Annotated in this window: 13 protein-coding genes, 2 tRNA genes and 2 rRNA genes; 3 read left to right on the forward strand and 14 right to left on the reverse strand. The window is 59.2% G+C overall.

Features of this window, described 5'->3' with window-relative positions; translation table 11 throughout:
* Window positions 1–207: 207 nt before the first annotated feature.
* From ACF6ZU_RS03695 to ACF6ZU_RS03705, 3 genes are all read right to left on the reverse strand, one after another.
* Entirely contained in the window at window positions 208–1,233 is a 1,026-nt protein-coding gene (locus ACF6ZU_RS03695) for a histone deacetylase family protein (RefSeq protein WP_392890575.1), read from the reverse strand.
* Window positions 1,234–1,384: 151 nt separating this feature from the next.
* Entirely contained in the window at window positions 1,385–2,614 is a 1,230-nt protein-coding gene (locus ACF6ZU_RS03700; RefSeq protein WP_392890576.1) for a Zn-dependent hydrolase, read from the reverse strand.
* Between the two features lie 130 nt (window positions 2,615–2,744).
* Window positions 2,745–4,055: an MFS transporter gene (locus ACF6ZU_RS03705; protein ID WP_392890577.1), complete on the reverse strand. Its 1,311-nt coding sequence runs from the start codon at window positions 4,053–4,055 to the stop codon at window positions 2,745–2,747.
* A 161-nt stretch (window positions 4,056–4,216) separates the two neighbouring features.
* Here ACF6ZU_RS03705 and ACF6ZU_RS03710 point away from each other — a divergent pair, with 161 nt between their 5' ends.
* Window positions 4,217–5,149, forward strand: coding sequence for a LysR family transcriptional regulator (locus tag ACF6ZU_RS03710; protein ID WP_392890578.1), 933 nt, complete (start codon window positions 4,217–4,219; stop codon window positions 5,147–5,149).
* Here the strand turns inward: ACF6ZU_RS03710 and ACF6ZU_RS03715 are convergent.
* The 6 genes from ACF6ZU_RS03715 to ACF6ZU_RS03740 form a co-directional block, all read right to left on the reverse strand.
* Window positions 5,146–5,757, reverse strand: a complete 612-nt coding sequence (locus ACF6ZU_RS03715; protein WP_392890579.1) for an RraA family protein — start codon at window positions 5,755–5,757, stop codon at window positions 5,146–5,148. The genes ACF6ZU_RS03710 and ACF6ZU_RS03715 overlap by 4 nt on opposite strands.
* Window positions 5,750–6,142, reverse strand: a complete 393-nt coding sequence (locus ACF6ZU_RS03720; protein ID WP_392890580.1) for a RidA family protein — start codon at window positions 6,140–6,142, stop codon at window positions 5,750–5,752. Before ACF6ZU_RS03720 ends, ACF6ZU_RS03715 begins: the two co-directional genes overlap by 8 nt.
* Window positions 6,143–6,160: 18 nt before the next feature.
* Entirely contained in the window at window positions 6,161–7,540 is a 1,380-nt protein-coding gene (locus ACF6ZU_RS03725) for an MFS transporter (protein WP_392890581.1), read from the reverse strand.
* A 120-nt stretch (window positions 7,541–7,660) separates the two neighbouring features.
* A complete protein-coding gene (locus ACF6ZU_RS03730; RefSeq protein ID WP_392890582.1) occupies window positions 7,661–8,590 on the reverse strand; it encodes a 2-hydroxyacid dehydrogenase in 930 nt (309 codons plus the stop codon).
* Window positions 8,587–9,342 carry a class II aldolase/adducin family protein gene (locus tag ACF6ZU_RS03735; protein WP_392890583.1) on the reverse strand — a complete coding sequence of 252 codons (756 nt, stop codon included), beginning with the start codon at window positions 9,340–9,342 and terminating at the stop codon, window positions 8,587–8,589. Before ACF6ZU_RS03735 ends, ACF6ZU_RS03730 begins: the two co-directional genes overlap by 4 nt.
* Window positions 9,339–10,640 carry an MFS transporter gene (locus tag ACF6ZU_RS03740; protein WP_392890584.1) on the reverse strand — a complete coding sequence of 434 codons (1,302 nt, stop codon included), beginning with the start codon at window positions 10,638–10,640 and terminating at the stop codon, window positions 9,339–9,341. Before ACF6ZU_RS03740 ends, ACF6ZU_RS03735 begins: the two co-directional genes overlap by 4 nt.
* A 156-nt stretch (window positions 10,641–10,796) precedes the next feature.
* On the opposite strand from ACF6ZU_RS03740, the gene ACF6ZU_RS03745 reads away from it, so the two are divergent.
* Complete coding sequence (locus ACF6ZU_RS03745; protein ID WP_392890585.1) at window positions 10,797–11,753, forward strand: LysR family transcriptional regulator; 957 nt, start codon at window positions 10,797–10,799, stop codon at window positions 11,751–11,753.
* Between the two features lie 12 nt (window positions 11,754–11,765).
* Here ACF6ZU_RS03745 and mrdA read toward each other — a convergent pair whose 3' ends face one another.
* Window positions 11,766–13,658, reverse strand: coding sequence for a penicillin-binding protein 2 (gene mrdA, locus ACF6ZU_RS03750; protein WP_392890586.1), 1,893 nt, complete (start codon window positions 13,656–13,658; stop codon window positions 11,766–11,768).
* 274 nt (window positions 13,659–13,932) lie between these two features.
* On the opposite strand from mrdA, the gene ACF6ZU_RS03755 reads away from it, so the two are divergent.
* Complete coding sequence (locus ACF6ZU_RS03755) at window positions 13,933–14,856, forward strand: TIGR03571 family LLM class oxidoreductase (RefSeq protein WP_392890587.1); 924 nt, start codon at window positions 13,933–13,935, stop codon at window positions 14,854–14,856.
* 109 nt (window positions 14,857–14,965) lie between these two features.
* On the opposite strand, the gene rrf is transcribed toward ACF6ZU_RS03755, so the two are convergent.
* The 4 genes from rrf to ACF6ZU_RS03775 all read right to left on the reverse strand — a co-directional run bounded on the left by rrf (window position 14,966) and on the right by ACF6ZU_RS03775 (window position 18,535).
* A 5S ribosomal RNA gene (gene rrf, locus ACF6ZU_RS03760) occupies window positions 14,966–15,081 on the reverse strand.
* Window positions 15,082–15,227: 146 nt separating this feature from the next.
* Window positions 15,228–18,119 (reverse strand): 23S ribosomal RNA (locus tag ACF6ZU_RS03765).
* 235 nt (window positions 18,120–18,354) lie between these two features.
* Window positions 18,355–18,430, reverse strand: a tRNA-Ala gene (locus tag ACF6ZU_RS03770).
* A 28-nt stretch (window positions 18,431–18,458) separates the two neighbouring features.
* A tRNA-Ile gene (locus ACF6ZU_RS03775) sits at window positions 18,459–18,535 on the reverse strand.
* Window positions 18,536–18,575 lie beyond the last annotated feature (40 nt).

Here is an 18,575-nt window from a genome sequence, read left to right on the forward strand (position 1 = left end):
GCGCTCTTTTAAGTTCAGCGCCCTGCCGCAATCTTTACGTTAACGTCAGGGCGATGGCAAGTGTGTTTCATCCGTTGCACCGCGTTATCGTTCATCGCCGGCAAGCCAGTTCCTACAGGGTCAGCGTCGTTCACAAATCTGCGATTCAACTCGGACACTGTGGGAGCTGGCTTGCCAGAGATGGCGGCCTTCCAGGTACCACTCAACTCAGATCCGCCACACCTCAGGCCCGACAAAAAACGCCCGCGCATTATCCTCAAGGCTTTCCAGGTGATACCCGCCCTCCTGCACAATCAGACACGGCAACCCCAGGCTGCGAATCCGTTCGCCCAGCAGCGCAAACCCTTCCCGCGTCACCGCCACTTTGCTCTGCGGGTCCAGCTCGAAAATGTCGAAGCCCAGGGACAGCACCAGCACCTCCGCCGCAAAATCCTTCACCGCCGCCAGCGCCGCGTCCAGCTGCCCGAGGAAATCCGCCTCGCTCGAACCATGGGCCATCGGCAGATTCAGGTTATAACCCTCGCCCGCACCCTCGCCGCGCTCATCCGCAAACCCGGCAACCCCCGGATAGAAATTGGTCGGATCGCCGTGCACCGAGACGTACAGCACGTCATCGCGGTCGTAGAAAATCTCCTGGATGCCCTGGCCGTGGTGCATGTCGGTGTCGAGCACCGCGACACGTTCGAACCCGCCGCGCAACACCTGCGCCGCCACTGCCGCGTTGTTCACATAGCAGAAACCACCCGCCGCTTCCGCCCGGGCGTGATGCCCCGGCGGGCGGCACAGGGCGTACGCCGCCGGCTCGCCATCGAGCAGCGCCTGCGCCCCGGCCACCGCGCTTTGCGCTGACCAATAGGCCGAACGCCAGGTCTGCTCGCCCACCGGGCAACTGCCGTCGGCGAGATACCGTGCGGCCTGGGCCAGAATCCCACGCAGCGCGTTAGGCTCGCGGACGAAGATGTTCGACATCACCTCGTCACCCCAATCCTCGGGGATCTCCTTCCAGCGCTGATGGGCTTCCTGCAAAAACGCCAGGTACGGCGCACCGTGCACGGCCAGCAGCGGTTCAAGTCCGGCATCGGCGGGTTGTTCCACGCTGAAGCCCAGTGAGTGCGACGCCTGCACCAGCCGTTGCGCACGCTCGGGCACTTCCTGCGGTGTGCGCATCTGCCCGCGCGAGTAGTAACTGCGTGGGTGGTGAAGCAATTGTTCGGGATGGAAAAAACTGCGCATGGGGCTAATTCCTGTCAGTTAACGTAAATCTTCAAACCGGGCACGTTCAACTGTAGGAGTGAGCCTGCTCGCGATAGCGGTGTGTCAATCGACATCAATGCTGGCTGACACTCCGCTTTCGCGAGCAGGCTCGCTCCTACAGTGATCGGGTTTATTCCGTTCTGCCGGCGCGGGACAGCACGGCGTTGAGAAGCACGTCGGTACCCTGGCGCACGTCTTCCGGCAACACATCTTCCGCTTCGTTATGACTCAGGCCGCCCACGCACGGGATGAACACCATCGCCGTCGGGCAGAATCGCGCCAGGTGAATCGCGTCATGCCCAGCACCGCTGACAATCGATTGCTGAGCGTAGCCCAGCGCATCCACCGCCTGTTGCACCGCCGCCACGCAATCGGCATCGAACGGTGTGGCCGGGCTGATCCAGTGCGGGGTGATCGTCAGGTTCAGACCACGACCCTCGGCAATCGCCTGAAGCCGTGCGCGCACCTGCTGCTCCATCGCCTCGATCGCCTCGTCGCGGTGATGACGCAGGTCGACAGTGAAATTCACCAGCCCCGGAATGGTGTTGCGCGACGACTTGTTGATGCTCAATTCGCCGACGGTGGTCAGGCCTTCCGGGGCGAAATCGCTGGCCAGGCTTTCAATCGCCTGAATCATCCGCGCCACGCCGTACAAGGCGTCTTTACGCAATGGCATCGGCGTGGTGCCCGCGTGGGCGGCCATGCCTTCGACCCGCACGTCGAGCCAGCGAATCGCCTGGCCGCCGCTGACCACGCCGATGCTCTTGGCGTTGTCTTCGAGGATCGGGCCTTGTTCGATGTGTGCTTCGAAATACGCGTCCACCGCGCCGCCCAACGGACGCTCGCCGGCGTAACCGGTGCGCTTCAATTCATCGCCGACGCTGATGCCATCGACATCCCGTACCGCCAGCGCCGCGTCCAGTTGCATGATCCCGGTGAACACCGCGGAGCCGAACATCGCCGGGGTGAAGCGCGCGCCTTCTTCGTTGGTCCACACCGCCACTTCCAGCGGCTTGCGGGTCTGGATGCCGAGGTCGTTGAGGCAGCGCACCACTTCGAGGCCGGCGAGCACGCCATACACGCCGTCGAAGCGGCCGCCTTCAGGCTGGGTGTCGAGGTGGCTGCCCATCATCACCGGCGCGGCGTCGGGGTCAGTGCCGGCGCGGCGGGCGAACAGGTTGCCGATAGCGTCCACGCTCAAGGTCATGCCGGCTTCGCGGCACCAGTGGGCAAACAGTTCGCGACCGGCCTTGTCCTCGTCGCTCAACGCCAGCCGGCAGCTGCCGCCCCGTGCGGTGGAGCCGATTTCAGCCATGGCCATCAGGCTCGCCCACAGGCGTTCGCCATTGATCTTCAACATAAGATTCTCCAAGACAATTCAAATCCCTGTAGGAGCCGGCTTGCCGGCGATGGGGCCTTCAAGACATGTACTCATCTTTCGGACGCCATCGCCGGCAAGCCGGGCTCCTACAGGTTCGGTGGTGTGCCAGTCAGGCGCTGGCCAGTTCGATGCGCTCGGCACTGGCATGGCGACGGGCCAGGGACAGCACGCAGATCAGTGAAGTGGCGGCAATCAAGCTGTAGAACACCGCCATCGGCCACCACTGACCGGCGAACTTATGCGCCAGCAGCGTGCCGATCAGCGGCGTCAAACCACCGGCCAGGGCGCCGCAAACCTGATAGGCCAGCGATATCGCCGTGTAGCGCACGCGGGTCTCGAACATGCCGCTGACGTACCCGGCGATCACCGCGTAGAACGACGCCATGCACACCACCGCCAGCGCAATGCCGAGGATGATCAGCGGCGCCTCGGCCGAGCTGACCAGCACGAACATCGGATAAGGCGAGGCCATCGCCAGCAACGACACCAGGCACAGGAAACGCGTGGCGCCGATTTTCTCCGCGAGCCACGCCGCCAGCGGCTGGATGCAGAACTGGATGATCGCCACCACGAACAGGCACTCAAGAATCAGCGAGCGCGGCAACTGCAGTTGCTGGGTGGTGTAGGCGATCATGAAGGTATTGGTGAAATACACCCCGGCAATCCCCAGGGTATTGGCGCCGATGCACAGCAACAGCGGACGCCATGCAGTGCGCAGGACTTCCATGACCGGTGCCTGCTCTTTGCGCGTGCTTTTCGCCGCGAGCTCGCGACTGGCCAGGAACTCCGGCGACTCATTCACGCCCAGGCGAATCGCCAGCCCCACCAACAGCAACAAGGCACTGGCGAGGAACGGCAGGCGCCAGCCCCAGCTCATCAAATCCTCTTCCGACAAACGGGTGACCGCACTGAACGCCAGCAGCGAGAGGATCAAACCCGCCGGGCTGCCGAGTTGCGCGAAGGACGCGAAGAAATTGCGACGACCTTTCGGCGCATGCTCGCCGGCCATCAACACCGCCCCGCCCCACTCGCCGCCGACGGCGATGCCCTGGACGATGCGCAGCAGAATCAGCAGCACCGGTGCCGCTGCGCCGATCTGTGCATACGTCGGCAGCAAGCCGATGCACACCGTGACCACGCCCATCATCAGCAAGGTGATGATCAGCGACTTCTTGCGCCCGATGCGGTCGCCGATGTGGCCGAAGATGATCCCGCCCAACGGTCGCGCAAAGAAGCCCACGGCGAAGGTGCCGAACGCGGCCATGGTGCTGAACAGTTTGTCGTCGGAAGGGAAGAACAGCGCGCCGAACACCAGCGCGGCGGCGGTCGCGTAAATGTAAAAGTCGTACCACTCGATCATGGTGCCGATGAAGGCGGCGGCGGCCGCACGGCGCGGCTGGGAAGAAGCTGGGGGCTTCATGGTTCGGGCTCCATTGATTGTTTTTTTGGCAGGAGAAAAGCAGCAAATCCAAGGCACTCTGGCGGCGCCTGTCTGGGAGTGATTTATCGGCCCGGGGCTATGATTAGTCAATTTTCTATTTATTATGCGCAGTATTACGACAGCTTATAATCGAGAGCCGCATGGCCGAACGTGACGTACAACGCCTGCTCAATGACCGTCTGGACTGGAACCTGCTGCGCACCTTCCGGGTGATCGGCCAGGAGCTGAGCATCAGCCGCGCCGCCGCCCGCCTGCACCTGACGCAACCGGCCGTGAGCCAGGCATTGAAGCGCCTGGAAGAACAACTCGGCCGGCAACTGATCGCCCGCCGCGGGCCGCGTTTTGCCCTGACCGAAGTCGGCGAGCAGATCTTCGAACTGGCCGGGGAGATCTACGGGCAGATGTCCCAGGTCAGCAGCGTGCTGGAGCAACCGGCCGACGAAGTGATCGGCAAAGTCCGATTGTTGATCATCAGCCGGATCTACTCGGAACGCTTCGATGACTTCCTCGCGGACTTCCATCGGCAGCATCCGCGGGTCGACCTGGAGGTGGACGTGATGCGCAGCTCCGACATCGTCAGCGCGCTCCAGGAAAAAACCGCGACCCTGGGATTGAGCCTCAATCGCCGCCCGCAACCGCGCCTGGAACAACGGCTGTTCCTGCGCCAGCGTTATGCGTTTTTCTGCGGCAAGCATCACGGGATGTTCGGCCAGGAGAACGTCACCGAAAAGGATTTGCAGCGGGAGAATTTCGTCAGTTTCACCAGCGACCAGATCGGCGGCATGCTCTCGCCGCTGACGATTTTTCGTGATCAGCAGGGCTTCAGCGGACGCATCGTCGCGTCGTCACCGAGCCTGGAGGAAGTCCGGCGACTGGTGATCGCCGGGTTCGGTATCGGCTGCTTGCCCGAGCACGTGGTGGCGGCGGACGTCGACGCCGGATTGCTCTGGCGCCTGCCGCCCCACGAAGGGATTGCCGATGTGGACATTCATTTGCTGTGGAACCGCGAGCAGCGCATGAGCCGGGCCGAGACGATGTTCATCGAGAGCCTGCAACGCTGCCTGACGGCTTAGACGCGCAACACCTGCGCGACCGGCTCACCGGCGCGCAATCGTTCGAGCAAACGCGGCTCGGCCTGATCGGACGCCAGCGCCTGTTCGATAACACCGGCCGCCGTGTCCCAGTCGAGAAACAGCACGCCGTTGTCGTCCGCCAGCACCAGGTCCCCCGGTTGCACAGTGACGCCAGCGCAATGAATCGGCTGGTTGATCTGGCTGTCCCCACGGCCATGCAGCTTGGTGGTCAGCAGGCTGGTGCCCCGCGCGAAGACCGGCAGCCCGGCCTCCCGCAGTTCCAGCAGATCGGTGACGGCGCCATCCACCACAATGCCCGCTGCACCGGCGCAACTCGCGGCACAACTGGTCACCGCGCCGACCGGCGCGTGTCGTCCGTCCCCGCCCGTGTCGATGACCAGCACGTCCCCCGGTTTGATCAGCGCGAGTGCCTGATTGACCGCAATCGCATCGGCACCGACCAGTTTCAGGGTCAACGCCCGGCCCACCAGTTTTACATTCGGCACCATGGCCTTCAGCTGTGGATCGGCAAAACCCTCCTCGAGAAAATGCCCGAGGGTGGGAAAACTCACTGCCTTGAACTGCTCGATCAGTTGCGACTTATCCATTGTTCGGCTCCTTATTTATCAACTCGGCCACACAGTCGATCTCCAGTGACACGCCCCACAGCGATACGCACACGGTGGTTCGCGCCGGCGGCGCATGGCCGAGAAACTCGCGGTATACCGCGTTGAAGGGTTCCAGTTGCGCGGGATCGGTGAGGAACGCACTGACCTTGATCACGTGGCTGAAATCCGAACCGGCCTCGATCAGGATCGCCTCGAGATTGCGCAAGGTTTGCCGCACCTGCTCGGTGAAATCGACGGGCTGGTCGTCGAGGCCGCTCTGGGCCGGAATCTGCCCGGCCGTGAACACCAGGTGGCCGCTGACCACCGCTTGCGAATAAGGACCGACCGGACCGATGAAGCCGGGGGCGGATTGGATTCTGCGCATGTTGTTGAGCTCCATGAATCAGGCCGCAGCCGATTTGAAAGGTTTGCGAACGGGTTGATCGTCGGCGGGAACCGCCGCCGGGATTTCGCTGATGTCGCGCTTGAAGGTCTCGGTCAGCAGCAACAACGCCAGCAGGGAAACCAGCGCCGCGCCGATCATGTACCAGGCCACCGACGAGCCCTTGCCGGTCGCCGCGAGCAACGCTGTAGTGACGATTGGCGTTGCGGCGCTGCCGAGCAGGCCAGACAGCATGTAGCTGATCGACAGCCCCGAATAACGCACGCGGGTGCCGAACAACTCGGCGAGGAAGGTTGCGATCGGCCCGTAGTTGGCGGCGAATGCGGTCATCAGCAGCAAGTAGCCGAAGATCACCAGTGACAACTCTTTTGTGTCCATCAGCCAGAACATCGGGAACGCCACCAACGCCTCGGCCACGATCCCGGCGACGATGATCGGCTTGCGTCCGTAACGGTCCGACAGCGCCCCGAACACTGGCAGCATGACGATGCACCAGGCGCAGGACAGCAGCACCACGCCGAGCATCACGCTGCGACTGAAACCGAGATTCTGCGTGCCGTACGTCAGGCCGAACGCGACGATGATGTTGAACGACGCGCCGGTCGACATTGTTGCAATACCGCCGAGCACCACTTGCTTCCAGTACTTGCGGAAGACTTCGGCCAGCGGCATTTTCACCTGCACTTCAGCTTCCTTGACCTTGTTGAAGGCCGGGGTTTCGGCGATGTTCAGCCGGATGTACAAACCGACGGCAATCAACAACACGCTGGCCAGGAACGGAATACGCCAGCCCCAGGCCAACAGGTCTTCCGGGGACAGCCATGCGGCGATCAGCAGGAACGCGAGGTTGGCGATCATGGTCCCGGCCGGGACGCCGATCTGTACCCAGGAACCGTACAGGCCGCGTTTGTTGGCGGGCGCATGTTCCACCGCCATCAACACCGCCCCGCCCCACTCGCCGCCGAGCGCCAAACCCTGGATGACCCTGAGCAATAACAAAAGGATCGGCGCCCAGATTCCGATGGCCGCGTAGTTGGGTAACAAGCCGATAGCGAAGGTCGCCGCGCCCATGGTCAACAGCGAAATCAACAGCATCGATTTACGTCCCAGGCGATCACCGAAATGCCCGAACAATGCCGCGCCGACAATCCGCGCCAGGTACGCCGAAGCGAACGTACCGAAGGCCAGCAACGTACCGATCAACGGCACGAAATCCGGGAAGAACACCTTGTTGAAAACCAGCGCCGAAGCGGTGGCAAACACGAACAAGTCGTACCATTCCACGGTGGTGCCGATGACACTGGCCACCGCCACTTTCTTCATGCTGATTGCAACTTCCGGCGGTGCGCCGGACTTTTCTGCGGACGATAGATCGCTCATCACTGACTCCAGGAATTCGTCGTGAACTCGTTTATTTAATTGTTTTGACTGGCAGTAAATCGTTTGAGAGTGAGGGATTATTGTTATGTCTCGCCCAACTTAATGGGCGAGTTTTTGTATTCAGTAGCCGAGTAATCGGTCGGCGTTATTGATTAACGGTTCGCCGGCATTCAAACGGCGAAAGTTCTCCGCTACTTGTTCGGCAATGCAATCGTGGGACGCTGCCGAGGCCATGTGCGGGGTGATCGTGACGCCGGGCATCGTCCAGAGTCGGTGATCGGCCGGCAACGGCTCCTGCTCGAAAACATCCAGCAGTGCGCCGCGCAGTTTTCCGCGTTGCAACGCGTGTTCGAGATCGTCGATGTCGAGATGACCGCCGCGACCACAATTGACCAACGCCGCGCCGTTGGCCAATTGATCGAAAGTGGCCTGCCCGAGGATGCCGCGGGTTTCGCTGGTCAGCGGCAACAGGTTGATCAGCAACTCCACGCCCTCGAGAAACGGCTTGAGGTCTTGCCCGCCGGCAAAGGTCTGCACGCCACTGATCTGTTTGCTGCTGCGTGCCCAGCCACGCACGTCGTAACCGGCAGTGGCCAGGTCCTGGGCGATGGCGCTGCCCAGCGATCCGAGCCCCATCACCCCGACCTTGAATTGCCCCGCCGCCCGTTGCAGCGGCCGCTCCCACCGCTGTTCCCGGTGCTGCAACAGCACCTGGTCGAAGCCGCGGTGAAAGTGGATCACCGCCCAGCGCACGTATTCGGTCATGCCCTGGCGGTGGCCGGGATCGACCACCCGGCACACCGGCAGGTCCGGGCACGACGGATCGTGGTCGAGGTGATCGATGCCGGCCGCCACCGAGTGGATCACCTGCAGATTCGGCAACGCAGCCAGGCTGCCCGGCAAGGGAAACCAGCACGCGGCGACCTGCGCATTTTTCGCCCGAGGATCATCCGCCAGCACGGCGGTGAGCTGCGGCGCACTGCGGGCGAAGGCGGCCTGCAGTTGCTTGAGCAGCAGGGAGTCGCGGGACAACAGGACCACGGTGTTCATGACAGATAGGACTCGCGCTGGGATTCGATCAGGGTCAGTGCGGCCTCCCAGGCCAGGTCGATGATGTTGTCCTGTTCATCGCGGTCAAACTGTTCGGCGGTGTGCGCGCAGACTTCCGGCGAGGGGTAATGCAACGCAGAACCACCAGATAGCGCCGCCACCTGTGCCTGACACGCACGCTCCAGAAAGTGAATCTCCTGAAACGCCTGGGCCACGCCCGAACCGCCCACCAGCAAACCGTGATTGCGCAGGATCATCGCCCGGTGCGGCCCCAGGTCGGCAATCAGGCGTTCGCGCTCATCCAGCGACAACGCAATGCCTTCATAGGTGTGATATGCCAATTTGCCGTAGAACTTCAGCGCGTGCTGACTGATCGGCAACAGGCCCTGCTTCTGCGCCGCTACGGCCATGCCGGCGGCGGTGTGGGTGTGGATCACACAGTTGAGATCCGGGCGGGCCATGTGGATCGCCGAGTGAATGACAAAACCGGCAGCGTTGACCCGATGGCCTTCGTAATGTGGATCGACGACGCGCCCGTCCTGATCGATCCGCACCAGGTCCGAGGCGCGCATGCGGTCGAAAATCACCCCGTAGCGGTTGATCAGGAAGTGATGCTCAGGCCCCGGAATCCGCAGGGTGATGTGGGTGTCGATCAGGTCGGTCATGCGAAAGTGCGCGACCAGGCGATACAGCGCCGCCAGTTCGCAGCGGGCCTTCCATTCAACCGGGCCGATGTGTTCAGGTTTACTCACGAATACACCTCTTTGACAGCGTGGGTGACGACCGGGTTGGCGCGCAGGCGGGCCAGCCCGCAAACACCGATCAGGGACAGGGCCGAGAGCAGGGTGAAGAACACAGCCAGCGGCAGCCATTGTCCGGAAAACTTGCTCGCCAGCAACGTGCCGATCAGCGGCGTGGTGCCGCCGGCCAATGCGCAACTCAACTGGTAAGCGATGGAAATCCCCGAGTAGCGCAGGTGCACCGGGAACGCCTGGGTCATGTACCCGGCGATCACCGCGTACAGCGCCGACAGAATCACCACCGCGAGGGCGATGCCGAGGGTCATCAACAGAATGTTCTGCGTGCCCACCAGCAAGAACATCGGGTACGGCGTGACCATGCACAGCAACGCGACGAGCTTGAGGAAACGGCCTTCGCCGATGCGTTCGGCGAGCAGCGCGGAGAGCGGTTGCGAGAGCAGCTGAATAATGGTGACCAGGAACAGGCAATCGAGAATCGTCGAGCGCGCGATGCCCTGATACTGGGTGACGTAGGTGATCATGAAGGTGTTGGTGAAGAAGAACCCGGCAGAGCCAATGGTCACTGCGGCGGCCGCGAACAGGATCTGCCGCCAGCAGGTGCGGATCACATCTTTCACCGGGTATTGGGCGGTCTCGTTGTTGTCCCGCGCCTTGGCAAACTCCGGCGACTCCTGAACGCCGGAGCGGATCATCAGGCCAACCATCATCAGCACGCCGCTGGCGAGAAACGGCAGGCGCCAGCCCCAGGACAGGAACTCCTCGGGTTCAAGGGAAGTCACCAGGCGAAAGGCAATCAAGGCCAGCAACAAACCTGCCGGACTGCCAAGCTGGGCAAACGAGGCGTAAAAGGTTTTACGCTTGGCCGGTGCGTGCTCGCTGGCCATCAGCACCGCCCCACCCCACTCGCCCCCGACGGAAATGCCCTGGATCAGGCGCAACACGATCAGGCCGATCGGCGCCCAGATGCCGACGCTGGCATAGCTGGGCAGCATGCCGATGCCCGCGGTCGCCAGTCCCATCAACGCCATGGTCACCAGCAGCATTTTCTTGCGGCCGAGACGGTCGCCCAAATGACCGAACACCATGCCCGCCATTGGACGGGCGATGAAGCCAACGGCGAAGCTGCCGAAGGCCGCCAGTGTGCTCATCACCGGATCGCTACTGGGGAAAAATACCTGGCCAAGCACCAGCGCCGCCGCGGTGGCGTAAATGTAAAAGTCGTAGAACTCGATGGTCGTGCCAATGAAGGCGGCGGCCGCGGCTCGTCGCGGTTGTGCGGTGGTGTGCATGCAAGGACCCTGTGTATTTATAGTTTTGGGCAGGTACTGAAGGCTGTTGACGGTGGCGCTCTGTGGCGCTTGTGGGCTTTATCGCTTCCGTGCCAGGATTAGTCAATTTTCATATTCTTATCTTTACTATTAGCAGTGCTACTACATGGGATTGTCATGACCTCCACGAATCCTTGGGTCGGTCGACGCTTTCTGAATGATCGCCTCGACTGGAACCTCTTGCGCACGTACCTGGTGATTGGCCAGGAAGGCAGCATGAGCCGTGCCGCCGCGCGGTTGCACATCACGCAGTCGGCGGTCAGCCAGGCGCTTAAACGTCTCGAAGAACAACTGGAATGTGTGTTGATTGCACGCAGCGGGCGGCGGTTCGATCTGACGGAAACCGGCGAAGAAGTCCTGCGCATTGCGGCGGATATCTACGGCGATATTTCTCGATTGGGCACGGTGGTAGAGAGTCGTCACGATGACGTGGTGGGCAAGATCCGCATCCTCACCGTCAGCGGCGTGCAGGCACGGCATTACGACGAGTTCCTCGCGGATTTCCATGAAACCCACCCGAAAATCGAGCTGGAAGTCGAGGTGATGGGCAGTTCGAACATCATCAGCTCGCTGTTGCAAAAGACGGCGACCATTGGTGTCGGCCTGTGCCGTTTGCCGCAGCCACGACTGGAGCAGCGGGTGCTGTTTCGCGAGCGTTATGCGTATTTCTGCGGGCAGCGTCATCGACTGTTCGGCCAGGAGAACCTGACCTTGGAACAGCTCGCTGCGGAGAACTTCGTCAGCTTCACCAGCGATCAGCTCGGCGGCAACCTTTCGCCACTGACTTTGTTCCGTGACGAACAGGGTTTTACCGGCAAGATCGTCGCTTCATCGACGAGCTTCGAAGAAATTTATCGATTGATTTGTGCAGGCTACGGCATTGGCTGCCTGCCGATCCACCTGGTGCGCCGGGATGTCGAGCAAGGACTGCTCTGGCGTTTACCGCCGGAAGACGGCGTGGTGGATTTCGATATCCAGCTGCTGTGGAATCGTGAGCAGAAGATGAGTCAGGCGGAAACCGTGTTCCTCGAAAGCTTCCAGCACATGCTCAGCATCCGTGAGCCTGTGCTGTGAAGCCTTCAACGGTTAAACGTGAGGATCGCCGGGCGCTTTGACCGGCGTGGCGTATTGCGGCTTCAGATGGCCTTCCTGATCGAGCAGCCAGGCGTCCATGATCTGCCGCACCACAGGACCGGCAACGCGACCGCCGGCCTCACCGTTTTCGATCATCACCGAGATCACAATCTTTGGATGCTCGGCCGGCGCGAAACCGACGAACAAGGCGTTGTCGCGGTTACGCTCCAGGGTTTTCGCCCGGTTGTAGCGCTCGCCCTGCTTGATCGCGACCACTTGCGCCGTACCACTCTTGCCGGCGATGCGGTACTGCGCGCCCTGTGCCGCCGCTCGGGCAATCCCGCGCGCGTCGTGCATGACCATTTGCATGCCGTGGTTGACCTGCTCCCAGTCACGCGGGTCCTTCAACAGGATGTTTGGCATCGGGTGCTCGTCCACCGGCGCAACACCGTCGACGGTCTTGGCCAGGTGCGGCCGGTTCCAGATGCCTTTGTTGGCAATCAGCGCAGTGGCTTGCGCCAGTTGCAGCGGCGTGACCTGCATGTAGCCCTGACCGATGCCGAGGATCACCGTTTCGCCGGGGAACCACGCCTGACGGCGCGTGGCACGTTTCCACGCCTGGGACGGCATCAGGCCGGCTGACTCTTCGAACATGTCCAGGGAGACCTTTTCGCCGAGGCCGAACATTGCCATGTAGTCGTGCAGGCGATCGATGCCCAGCTTGTGCGCCAGGTCGTAGAAGTAGGTGTCGTTGGAACGCATGATCGCCGCGTCCATGTCCACCCAGCCGTCGCCGCTGTGGTTCCAGTTGCGATATTTGTGATCAAAATCCGGGAGCTGGTAATAACCGGGGTCGAAGACGCGGGTCTGCGGTGTGACCACGCCAGCGTCGAGGCCGGCAATCGCCACTTCTGGCTTGATGGTCGAGCCCGGTGCGTACAGACCGCGCAGCACGCGGTTGAACAGCGGCCGGTCGATGGAGTCGTGCAGTGCCGCGTATTCCTTGAAGCTGATCCCGGTCACGAACAGGTTCGGATCGAAGCTCGGTTTGCTGACCATGGCCAGCACCTCGCCGGTCGACGGGTCGAGCGCGACCACTGAACCGCGACGATCACCCAAAGCTTCCTCAGCAGCTTCCTGGAGCTTGACGTCGAGACTCAGGACGATGTTTTTGCCAGGGATCGGATCGGTGTGCTTGAGCACGCGCAGCACGCGGCCCTGAGCGTTGGTTTCGACTTCTTCGTAACCGACATGGCCGTGCAGTTCCGACTCGTAGAATTTTTCAATCCCGGTCTTGCCGATGGATTGCGTGCCACGGTACTCGACCGTATCCAGGGCTTTGGATTCTTTCTCGTTGATACGCCCAACGTATCCGATCGAGTGTGCGAAGTGCGCGCCCATCGGGTAGTGACGAACGAACTGCGGCTCGACATCGATCCCAGGCAGGCGAAACTCGTTTACCGCCAATACCGCGATCTGCTCTTCGCTCAGTTCATAGAACAGGGTGACGGGCACGAAGGGGTGGCGCGCCTGCTTCATGGCCTTGTCGAACAGTGTGCGGTCTTCTGCGGGCAGGTGCAGGAGGTCGACCACCTCGTCCAGCTCCTCTTTGACGTCGGAGGCTCGTTCGCGGGTGATGGTCAGGTTGAAGCTGGGGCGGTTATCAGCGAGGACCACGCCGTTGCGGTCGTAGATCAATCCGCGTGTCGGGGTGATGGGCAGGACGTGGACACGATTGTTTTCGGAGATCGTCGAGTGATAGTCAAACTCGACCACTTGCAGCACATACATGCGCACCACCAGTGCGCAGGTGATGGCGACGACGAACAGGGCGCAGGCCATCAGTCTTTTGTTGACCAGGCGTGTCTCTTTTTCGTGGTCCTTGATCGGTATCGGTTCGGGCATTTCTGCACCTGCTCTTTGACGGAAAATGAAGCGCCGATCCGTGGGCGTGAAATCAGTCCGTTAAAAAAACGAGCTGCACCATACCAAAAACCGTGCGGTCACTTTAGTGTGATTTCCTCTAACTGTTGTCCTTGATGGCCAAATCGACGGTCGGTGTTTGGGTTTACTCGTGCGTTTTACTCAAGATTGATATTCCCATTCGTGCATTTTTCTTGCTCATAAGCCTGTAGATACTGGGTGCATGTCATTCCATTTTTTTATCTGGGAGTCTTTCATGCATTCACGATTTCAACGATTGCTGGGTTCGAACGGTTTTTCCATCGGCCTGGAACTGCCACTGGATAACGATTGGTCCAGCGACGGTCAGCGGCGGCGGATTGCCGAGAACCGGCCTTTCGGTGTTCCCGACCTGAAGCAGCATGCGGCGATGGCGCGTCTGGCCGACAAGTCCGGGTTTCGTGCGCTGTGGGTTCGCGATGTGCCGGTTTACGATCCAAATTTCGGCGATGCCGCACAGGTGTTCGAAACCTTTTCCTACCTTGGGTACCTCGCCGGGATCACGGACAACATCATGCTGGGTACGGCGGCGGTTGTGCTGCCTCTGCGTCAGCCTTGGCTCACATTGAAGTCGGCAAACAGTATTGATGAGTTGAGTGAAGGCAGGCTGTTGCTGGGTGTAGCCAGTGGCGATCGCCCGATGGAATATCCATTGTTTGGTGTGGACTACGATCAGCGGGGAGAGATTTTCCGCAAGACGGTGGAATTGCTTCGTAGCCAGGGTGAAGGTCGCTTGCCTGAAGGGGCGAGATTGCTTCCGGAGCGCGATCAGCCCGTGCCGTTGCTGGTCGCTGGTCTGGGTCAGCAGTCGCCTGCCTGGATTGGTGAACACATGGATGGCTGGCTCGCTTACCCGGGTACGCCTGAGGAACACCGTCGGCGGGTAGGACTGTGGCGGGAGGTCGGTGGGCATAAACCTTACATCAGCTTCGTTCACCTGGACCTGGCGGCCAATCCTCATGCACCGATGCGACGCGTGCGCTTCGGCGGTATCTGCGGTCGGCTGGCGTTGATTGATGAATTGCAGGCTTTGCGTGAAGCAGGTGTGCAGCATGTTGGCTTGCACGTACGTCGTAGCGAACGACCGATTGCCGAGGTGATTGAAGAGATTGCTGAATACGTTCTGCCGAAGTTCCACTAACCATGCGGTGTATCCAGGGGTAGCCTGTGAGGCTGCCCTTTTTTTCGTCACTTTCCTGCGGGCAAAACAAAACCCCAACTGCTTTCGCAATTGGGGTTTCGGAATTTAATCTTGACGATGACCTACTCTCACATGGGGAAACCCCACACTACCATCGGCGATGCATCGTTTCACTGCTGAGTTCGGGATGGGATCAGGTGGTTCCAATGCTCTATGGTCGTCAAGAAATTCTTGAGCTGACGCGTCTTTCGACGTTCCAGCGAATTGGGTATGCGATAGTTTGTGTGTTTGTTCTCGAACTTTCGGTTCGTTTCGTCTTCACACACCGCAATCTGATGCTCTCTCGAGTAGTCAAATTGCTTGGGTGTTATATGGTCAAGCCTCACGGGCAATTAGTATTGGTTAGCTCAACGCCTCACAGCGCTTACACACCCAACCTATCAACGTCGTAGTCTTCGACGGCCCTTCAGGGGACTCAAGGTCCCAGTGAGATCTCATCTTGAGGCTAGTTTCCCGCTTAGATGCTTTCAGCGGTTATCTATTCCGAACATAGCTACCCGGCAATGCCACTGGCGTGACAACCGGAACACCAGAGGTTCGTCCACTCCGGTCCTCTCGTACTAGGAGCAGCCCCTCTCAAATCTCAAACGTCCACGGCAGATAGGGACCGAACTGTCTCACGACGTTCTAAACCCAGCTCGCGTACCACTTTAAATGGCGAACAGCCATACCCTTGGGACCGGCTTCAGCCCCAGGATGTGATGAGCCGACATCGAGGTGCCAAACACCGCCGTCGATATGAACTCTTGGGCGGTATCAGCCTGTTATCCCCGGAGTACCTTTTATCCGTTGAGCGATGGCCCTTCCATACAGAACCACCGGATCACTAAGACCTACTTTCGTACCTGCTCGACGTGTCTGTCTCGCAGTCAAGCGCGCTTTTGCCTTTATACTCTACGACCGATTTCCGACCGGTCTGAGCGCACCTTCGTACTCCTCCGTTACTCTTTAGGAGGAGACCGCCCCAGTCAAACTACCCACCATACACTGTCCTCGATCCGGATAACGGACCTGAGTTAGAACCTCAAAGTTGCCAGGGTGGTATTTCAAGGATGGCTCCACGCGAACTGGCGTCCACGCTTCAAAGCCTCCCACCTATCCTACACAAGCAAATTCAAAGTCCAGTGCAAAGCTATAGTAAAGGTTCACGGGGTCTTTCCGTCTAGCCGCGGATACACTGCATCTTCACAGCGATTTCAATTTCACTGAGTCTCGGGTGGAGACAGCGCCGCCATCGTTACGCCATTCGTGCAGGTCGGAACTTACCCGACAAGGAATTTCGCTACCTTAGGACCGTTATAGTTACGGCCGCCGTTTACCGGGGCTTCGATCAAGAGCTTCGCGTTAGCTAACCCCATCAATTAACCTTCCGGCACCGGGCAGGCGTCACACCCTATACGTCCACTTTCGTGTTTGCAGAGTGCTGTGTTTTTAATAAACAGTCGCAGCGGCCTGGTATCTTCGACCGGCATGAGCTTACGGAGCAAGTCCTTCACCCTCACCGGCGCACCTTCTCCCGAAGTTACGGTGCCATTTTGCCTAGTTCCTTCACCCGAGTTCTCTCAAGCGCCTTGGTATTCTCTACCCAACCACCTGTGTCGGTTTGGGGTACGGTTCCTGGTTACCTGAAGCTTAGAAGCTTTTCTTGGAAGCATGGCATCAACCACTTCGTGTTCTAAAAGAACACTCGTCATCAGCTCTCGGCCTTAGAATCCCGGATTTACCTAAGATTCCAGCCTACCACCTTAAACTTGGACAACCAACGCCAAGCTGGCCTAGCCTTCTCCGTCCCTCCATCGCAATAACCAGAAGTACAGGAATATTAACCTGTTTTCCATCGACTACGCTTTTCAGCCTCGCCTTAGGGACCGACTAACCCTGCGTCGATTAACGTTGCGCAGGAAACCTTGGTCTTTCGGCGTGGGTGTTTTTCACACCCATTGTCGTTACTCATGTCAGCATTCGCACTTCTGATACCTCCAGCAAGCTTCTCAACTCACCTTCACAGGCTTACAGAACGCTCCTCTACCGCATCACCTAAGTGATACCCGTAGCTTCGGTGTATGGTTTGAGCCCCGTTACATCTTCCGCGCAGGCCGACTCGACTAGTGAGCTATTACGCTTTCTTTAAAGGGTGGCTGCTTCTAAGCCAACCTCCTAGCTGTCTAAGCCTTCCCACATCGTTTCCCACTTAACCATAACTTTGGGACCTTAGCTGACGGTCTGGGTTGTTTCCCTTTTCACGACGGACGTTAGCACCCGCCGTGTGTCTCCCATGCTCGGCACTTGTAGGTATTCGGAGTTTGCATCGGTTTGGTAAGTCGGGATGACCCCCTAGCCGAAACAGTGCTCTACCCCCTACAGTGATACATGAGGCGCTACCTAAATAGCTTTCGAGGAGAACCAGCTATCTCCGAGCTTGATTAGCCTTTCACTCCGATCCACAGGTCATCCGCTAACTTTTCAACGGTAGTCGGTTCGGTCCTCCAGTTAGTGTTACCCAACCTTCAACCTGCCCATGGATAGATCGCCCGGTTTCGGGTCTATTCCCAGCGACTAGACGCCCTATTAAGACTCGCTTTCGCTACGCCTCCCCTATTCGGTTAAGCTCGCCACTGAAAATAAGTCGCTGACCCATTATACAAAAGGTACGCAGTCACCCAACAAAGTGGGCTCCCACTGCTTGTACGCATACGGTTTCAGGATCTATTTCACTCCCCTCTCCGGGGTTCTTTTCGCCTTTCCCTCACGGTACTAGTTCACTATCGGTCAGTCAGTAGTATTTAGCCTTGGAGGATGGTCCCCCCATATTCAGACAAAGTTTCTCGTGCTCCGTCCTACTCGATTTCATGACTAAGAGATTTTCGCGTACAGGGCTATCACCCACTATGGCCGCACTTTCCAGAGCGTTCCGCTAATCTCAAAGCCACTTAAGGGCTAGTCCCCGTTCGCTCGCCACTACTAAGGGAATCTCGGTTGATTTCTTTTCCTCAGGGTACTTAGATGTTTCAGTTCCCCTGGTTCGCTTCTTAAGCCTATGTATTCAGCTTAAGATACCTAACTTATGTTAGGTGGGTTCCCCCATTCAGACATCTCCGGATCAAAGTCTGTTTGCCGACTCCCCGAAGCTTTTCGCAGGCTACCACGTCTTTCATCGCCTCTGACTGCCAAGGCATCCACCGTATGCGCTTCTTCACTTGACCATATAACCCCAAGCAATCTGGTTATACTGTGAAGACGACATTCGCCGAAAATTCGCGATTAAACTCACAAATTTTACCTTAGCCTGATCCGTTACCAGTGAAAGTAACGTTCAGTCTATCTTTCTATCACATACCCAAATTTTTAAAGAACGATCTAGCCAAAGACTAGAAATCAACATTCACCATGTCACCATGGAATGCTCATTTCTAAGCTTTCAACAAACAGAAGCAGTAGTGGTGGAGCCAAACGGGATCGAACCGTTGACCTCCTGCGTGCAAGGCAGGCGCTCTCCCAGCTGAGCTATGGCCCCGTATTGCTACAGGATCCCACACAAAAATTGGTGGGTCTGGGCAGATTCGAACTGCCGACCTCACCCTTATCAGGGGTGCGCTCTAACCAACTGAGCTACAGACCCAATTTCGGGCTGCTTCTTATCGTCTTCTTCAATGAATCAA

This window comes from Pseudomonas migulae (genome assembly GCF_043225285.1).
Taxonomy (GTDB): Bacteria; Pseudomonadota; Gammaproteobacteria; order Pseudomonadales; family Pseudomonadaceae; genus Aquipseudomonas; species Aquipseudomonas migulae_C.

Bases quoted from the DNA above. Each gene is read 5' to 3' on its own strand.
- ACF6ZU_RS03715 (WP_392890579.1), bottom strand. From the start codon at position 5,757: ATGGATAAGTCGCAACTGATCGAGCAGTTCAAGGCAGTGAGTTTTCCC.
- ACF6ZU_RS03705 (WP_392890577.1), bottom strand. From the start codon at position 4,055: ATGAAGCCCCCAGCTTCTTCCCAGCCGCGCCGTGCGGCCGCCGCCGCC.
- ACF6ZU_RS03730 (WP_392890582.1), bottom strand. From the start codon at position 8,590: ATGAACACCGTGGTCCTGTTGTCCCGCGACTCCCTGCTGCTCAAGCAA.
- ACF6ZU_RS03740 (WP_392890584.1), bottom strand. From the start codon at position 10,640: ATGCACACCACCGCACAACCGCGACGAGCCGCGGCCGCCGCCTTCATT.
- ACF6ZU_RS03755 (WP_392890587.1), top strand. From the start codon at position 13,933: ATGCATTCACGATTTCAACGATTGCTGGGTTCGAACGGTTTTTCCATC.
- ACF6ZU_RS03745 (WP_392890585.1), top strand. From the start codon at position 10,797: ATGACCTCCACGAATCCTTGGGTCGGTCGACGCTTTCTGAATGATCGC.
- ACF6ZU_RS03700 (WP_392890576.1), bottom strand. From the start codon at position 2,614: ATGTTGAAGATCAATGGCGAACGCCTGTGGGCGAGCCTGATGGCCATG.
- ACF6ZU_RS03695 (WP_392890575.1), bottom strand. From the start codon at position 1,233: ATGCGCAGTTTTTTCCATCCCGAACAATTGCTTCACCACCCACGCAGT.
- ACF6ZU_RS03725 (WP_392890581.1), bottom strand. From the start codon at position 7,540: ATGAGCGATCTATCGTCCGCAGAAAAGTCCGGCGCACCGCCGGAAGTT.
- ACF6ZU_RS03720 (WP_392890580.1), bottom strand. From the start codon at position 6,142: ATGCGCAGAATCCAATCCGCCCCCGGCTTCATCGGTCCGGTCGGTCCT.
- ACF6ZU_RS03710 (WP_392890578.1), top strand. From the start codon at position 4,217: ATGGCCGAACGTGACGTACAACGCCTGCTCAATGACCGTCTGGACTGG.
- mrdA (WP_392890586.1), bottom strand. From the start codon at position 13,658: ATGCCCGAACCGATACCGATCAAGGACCACGAAAAAGAGACACGCCTG.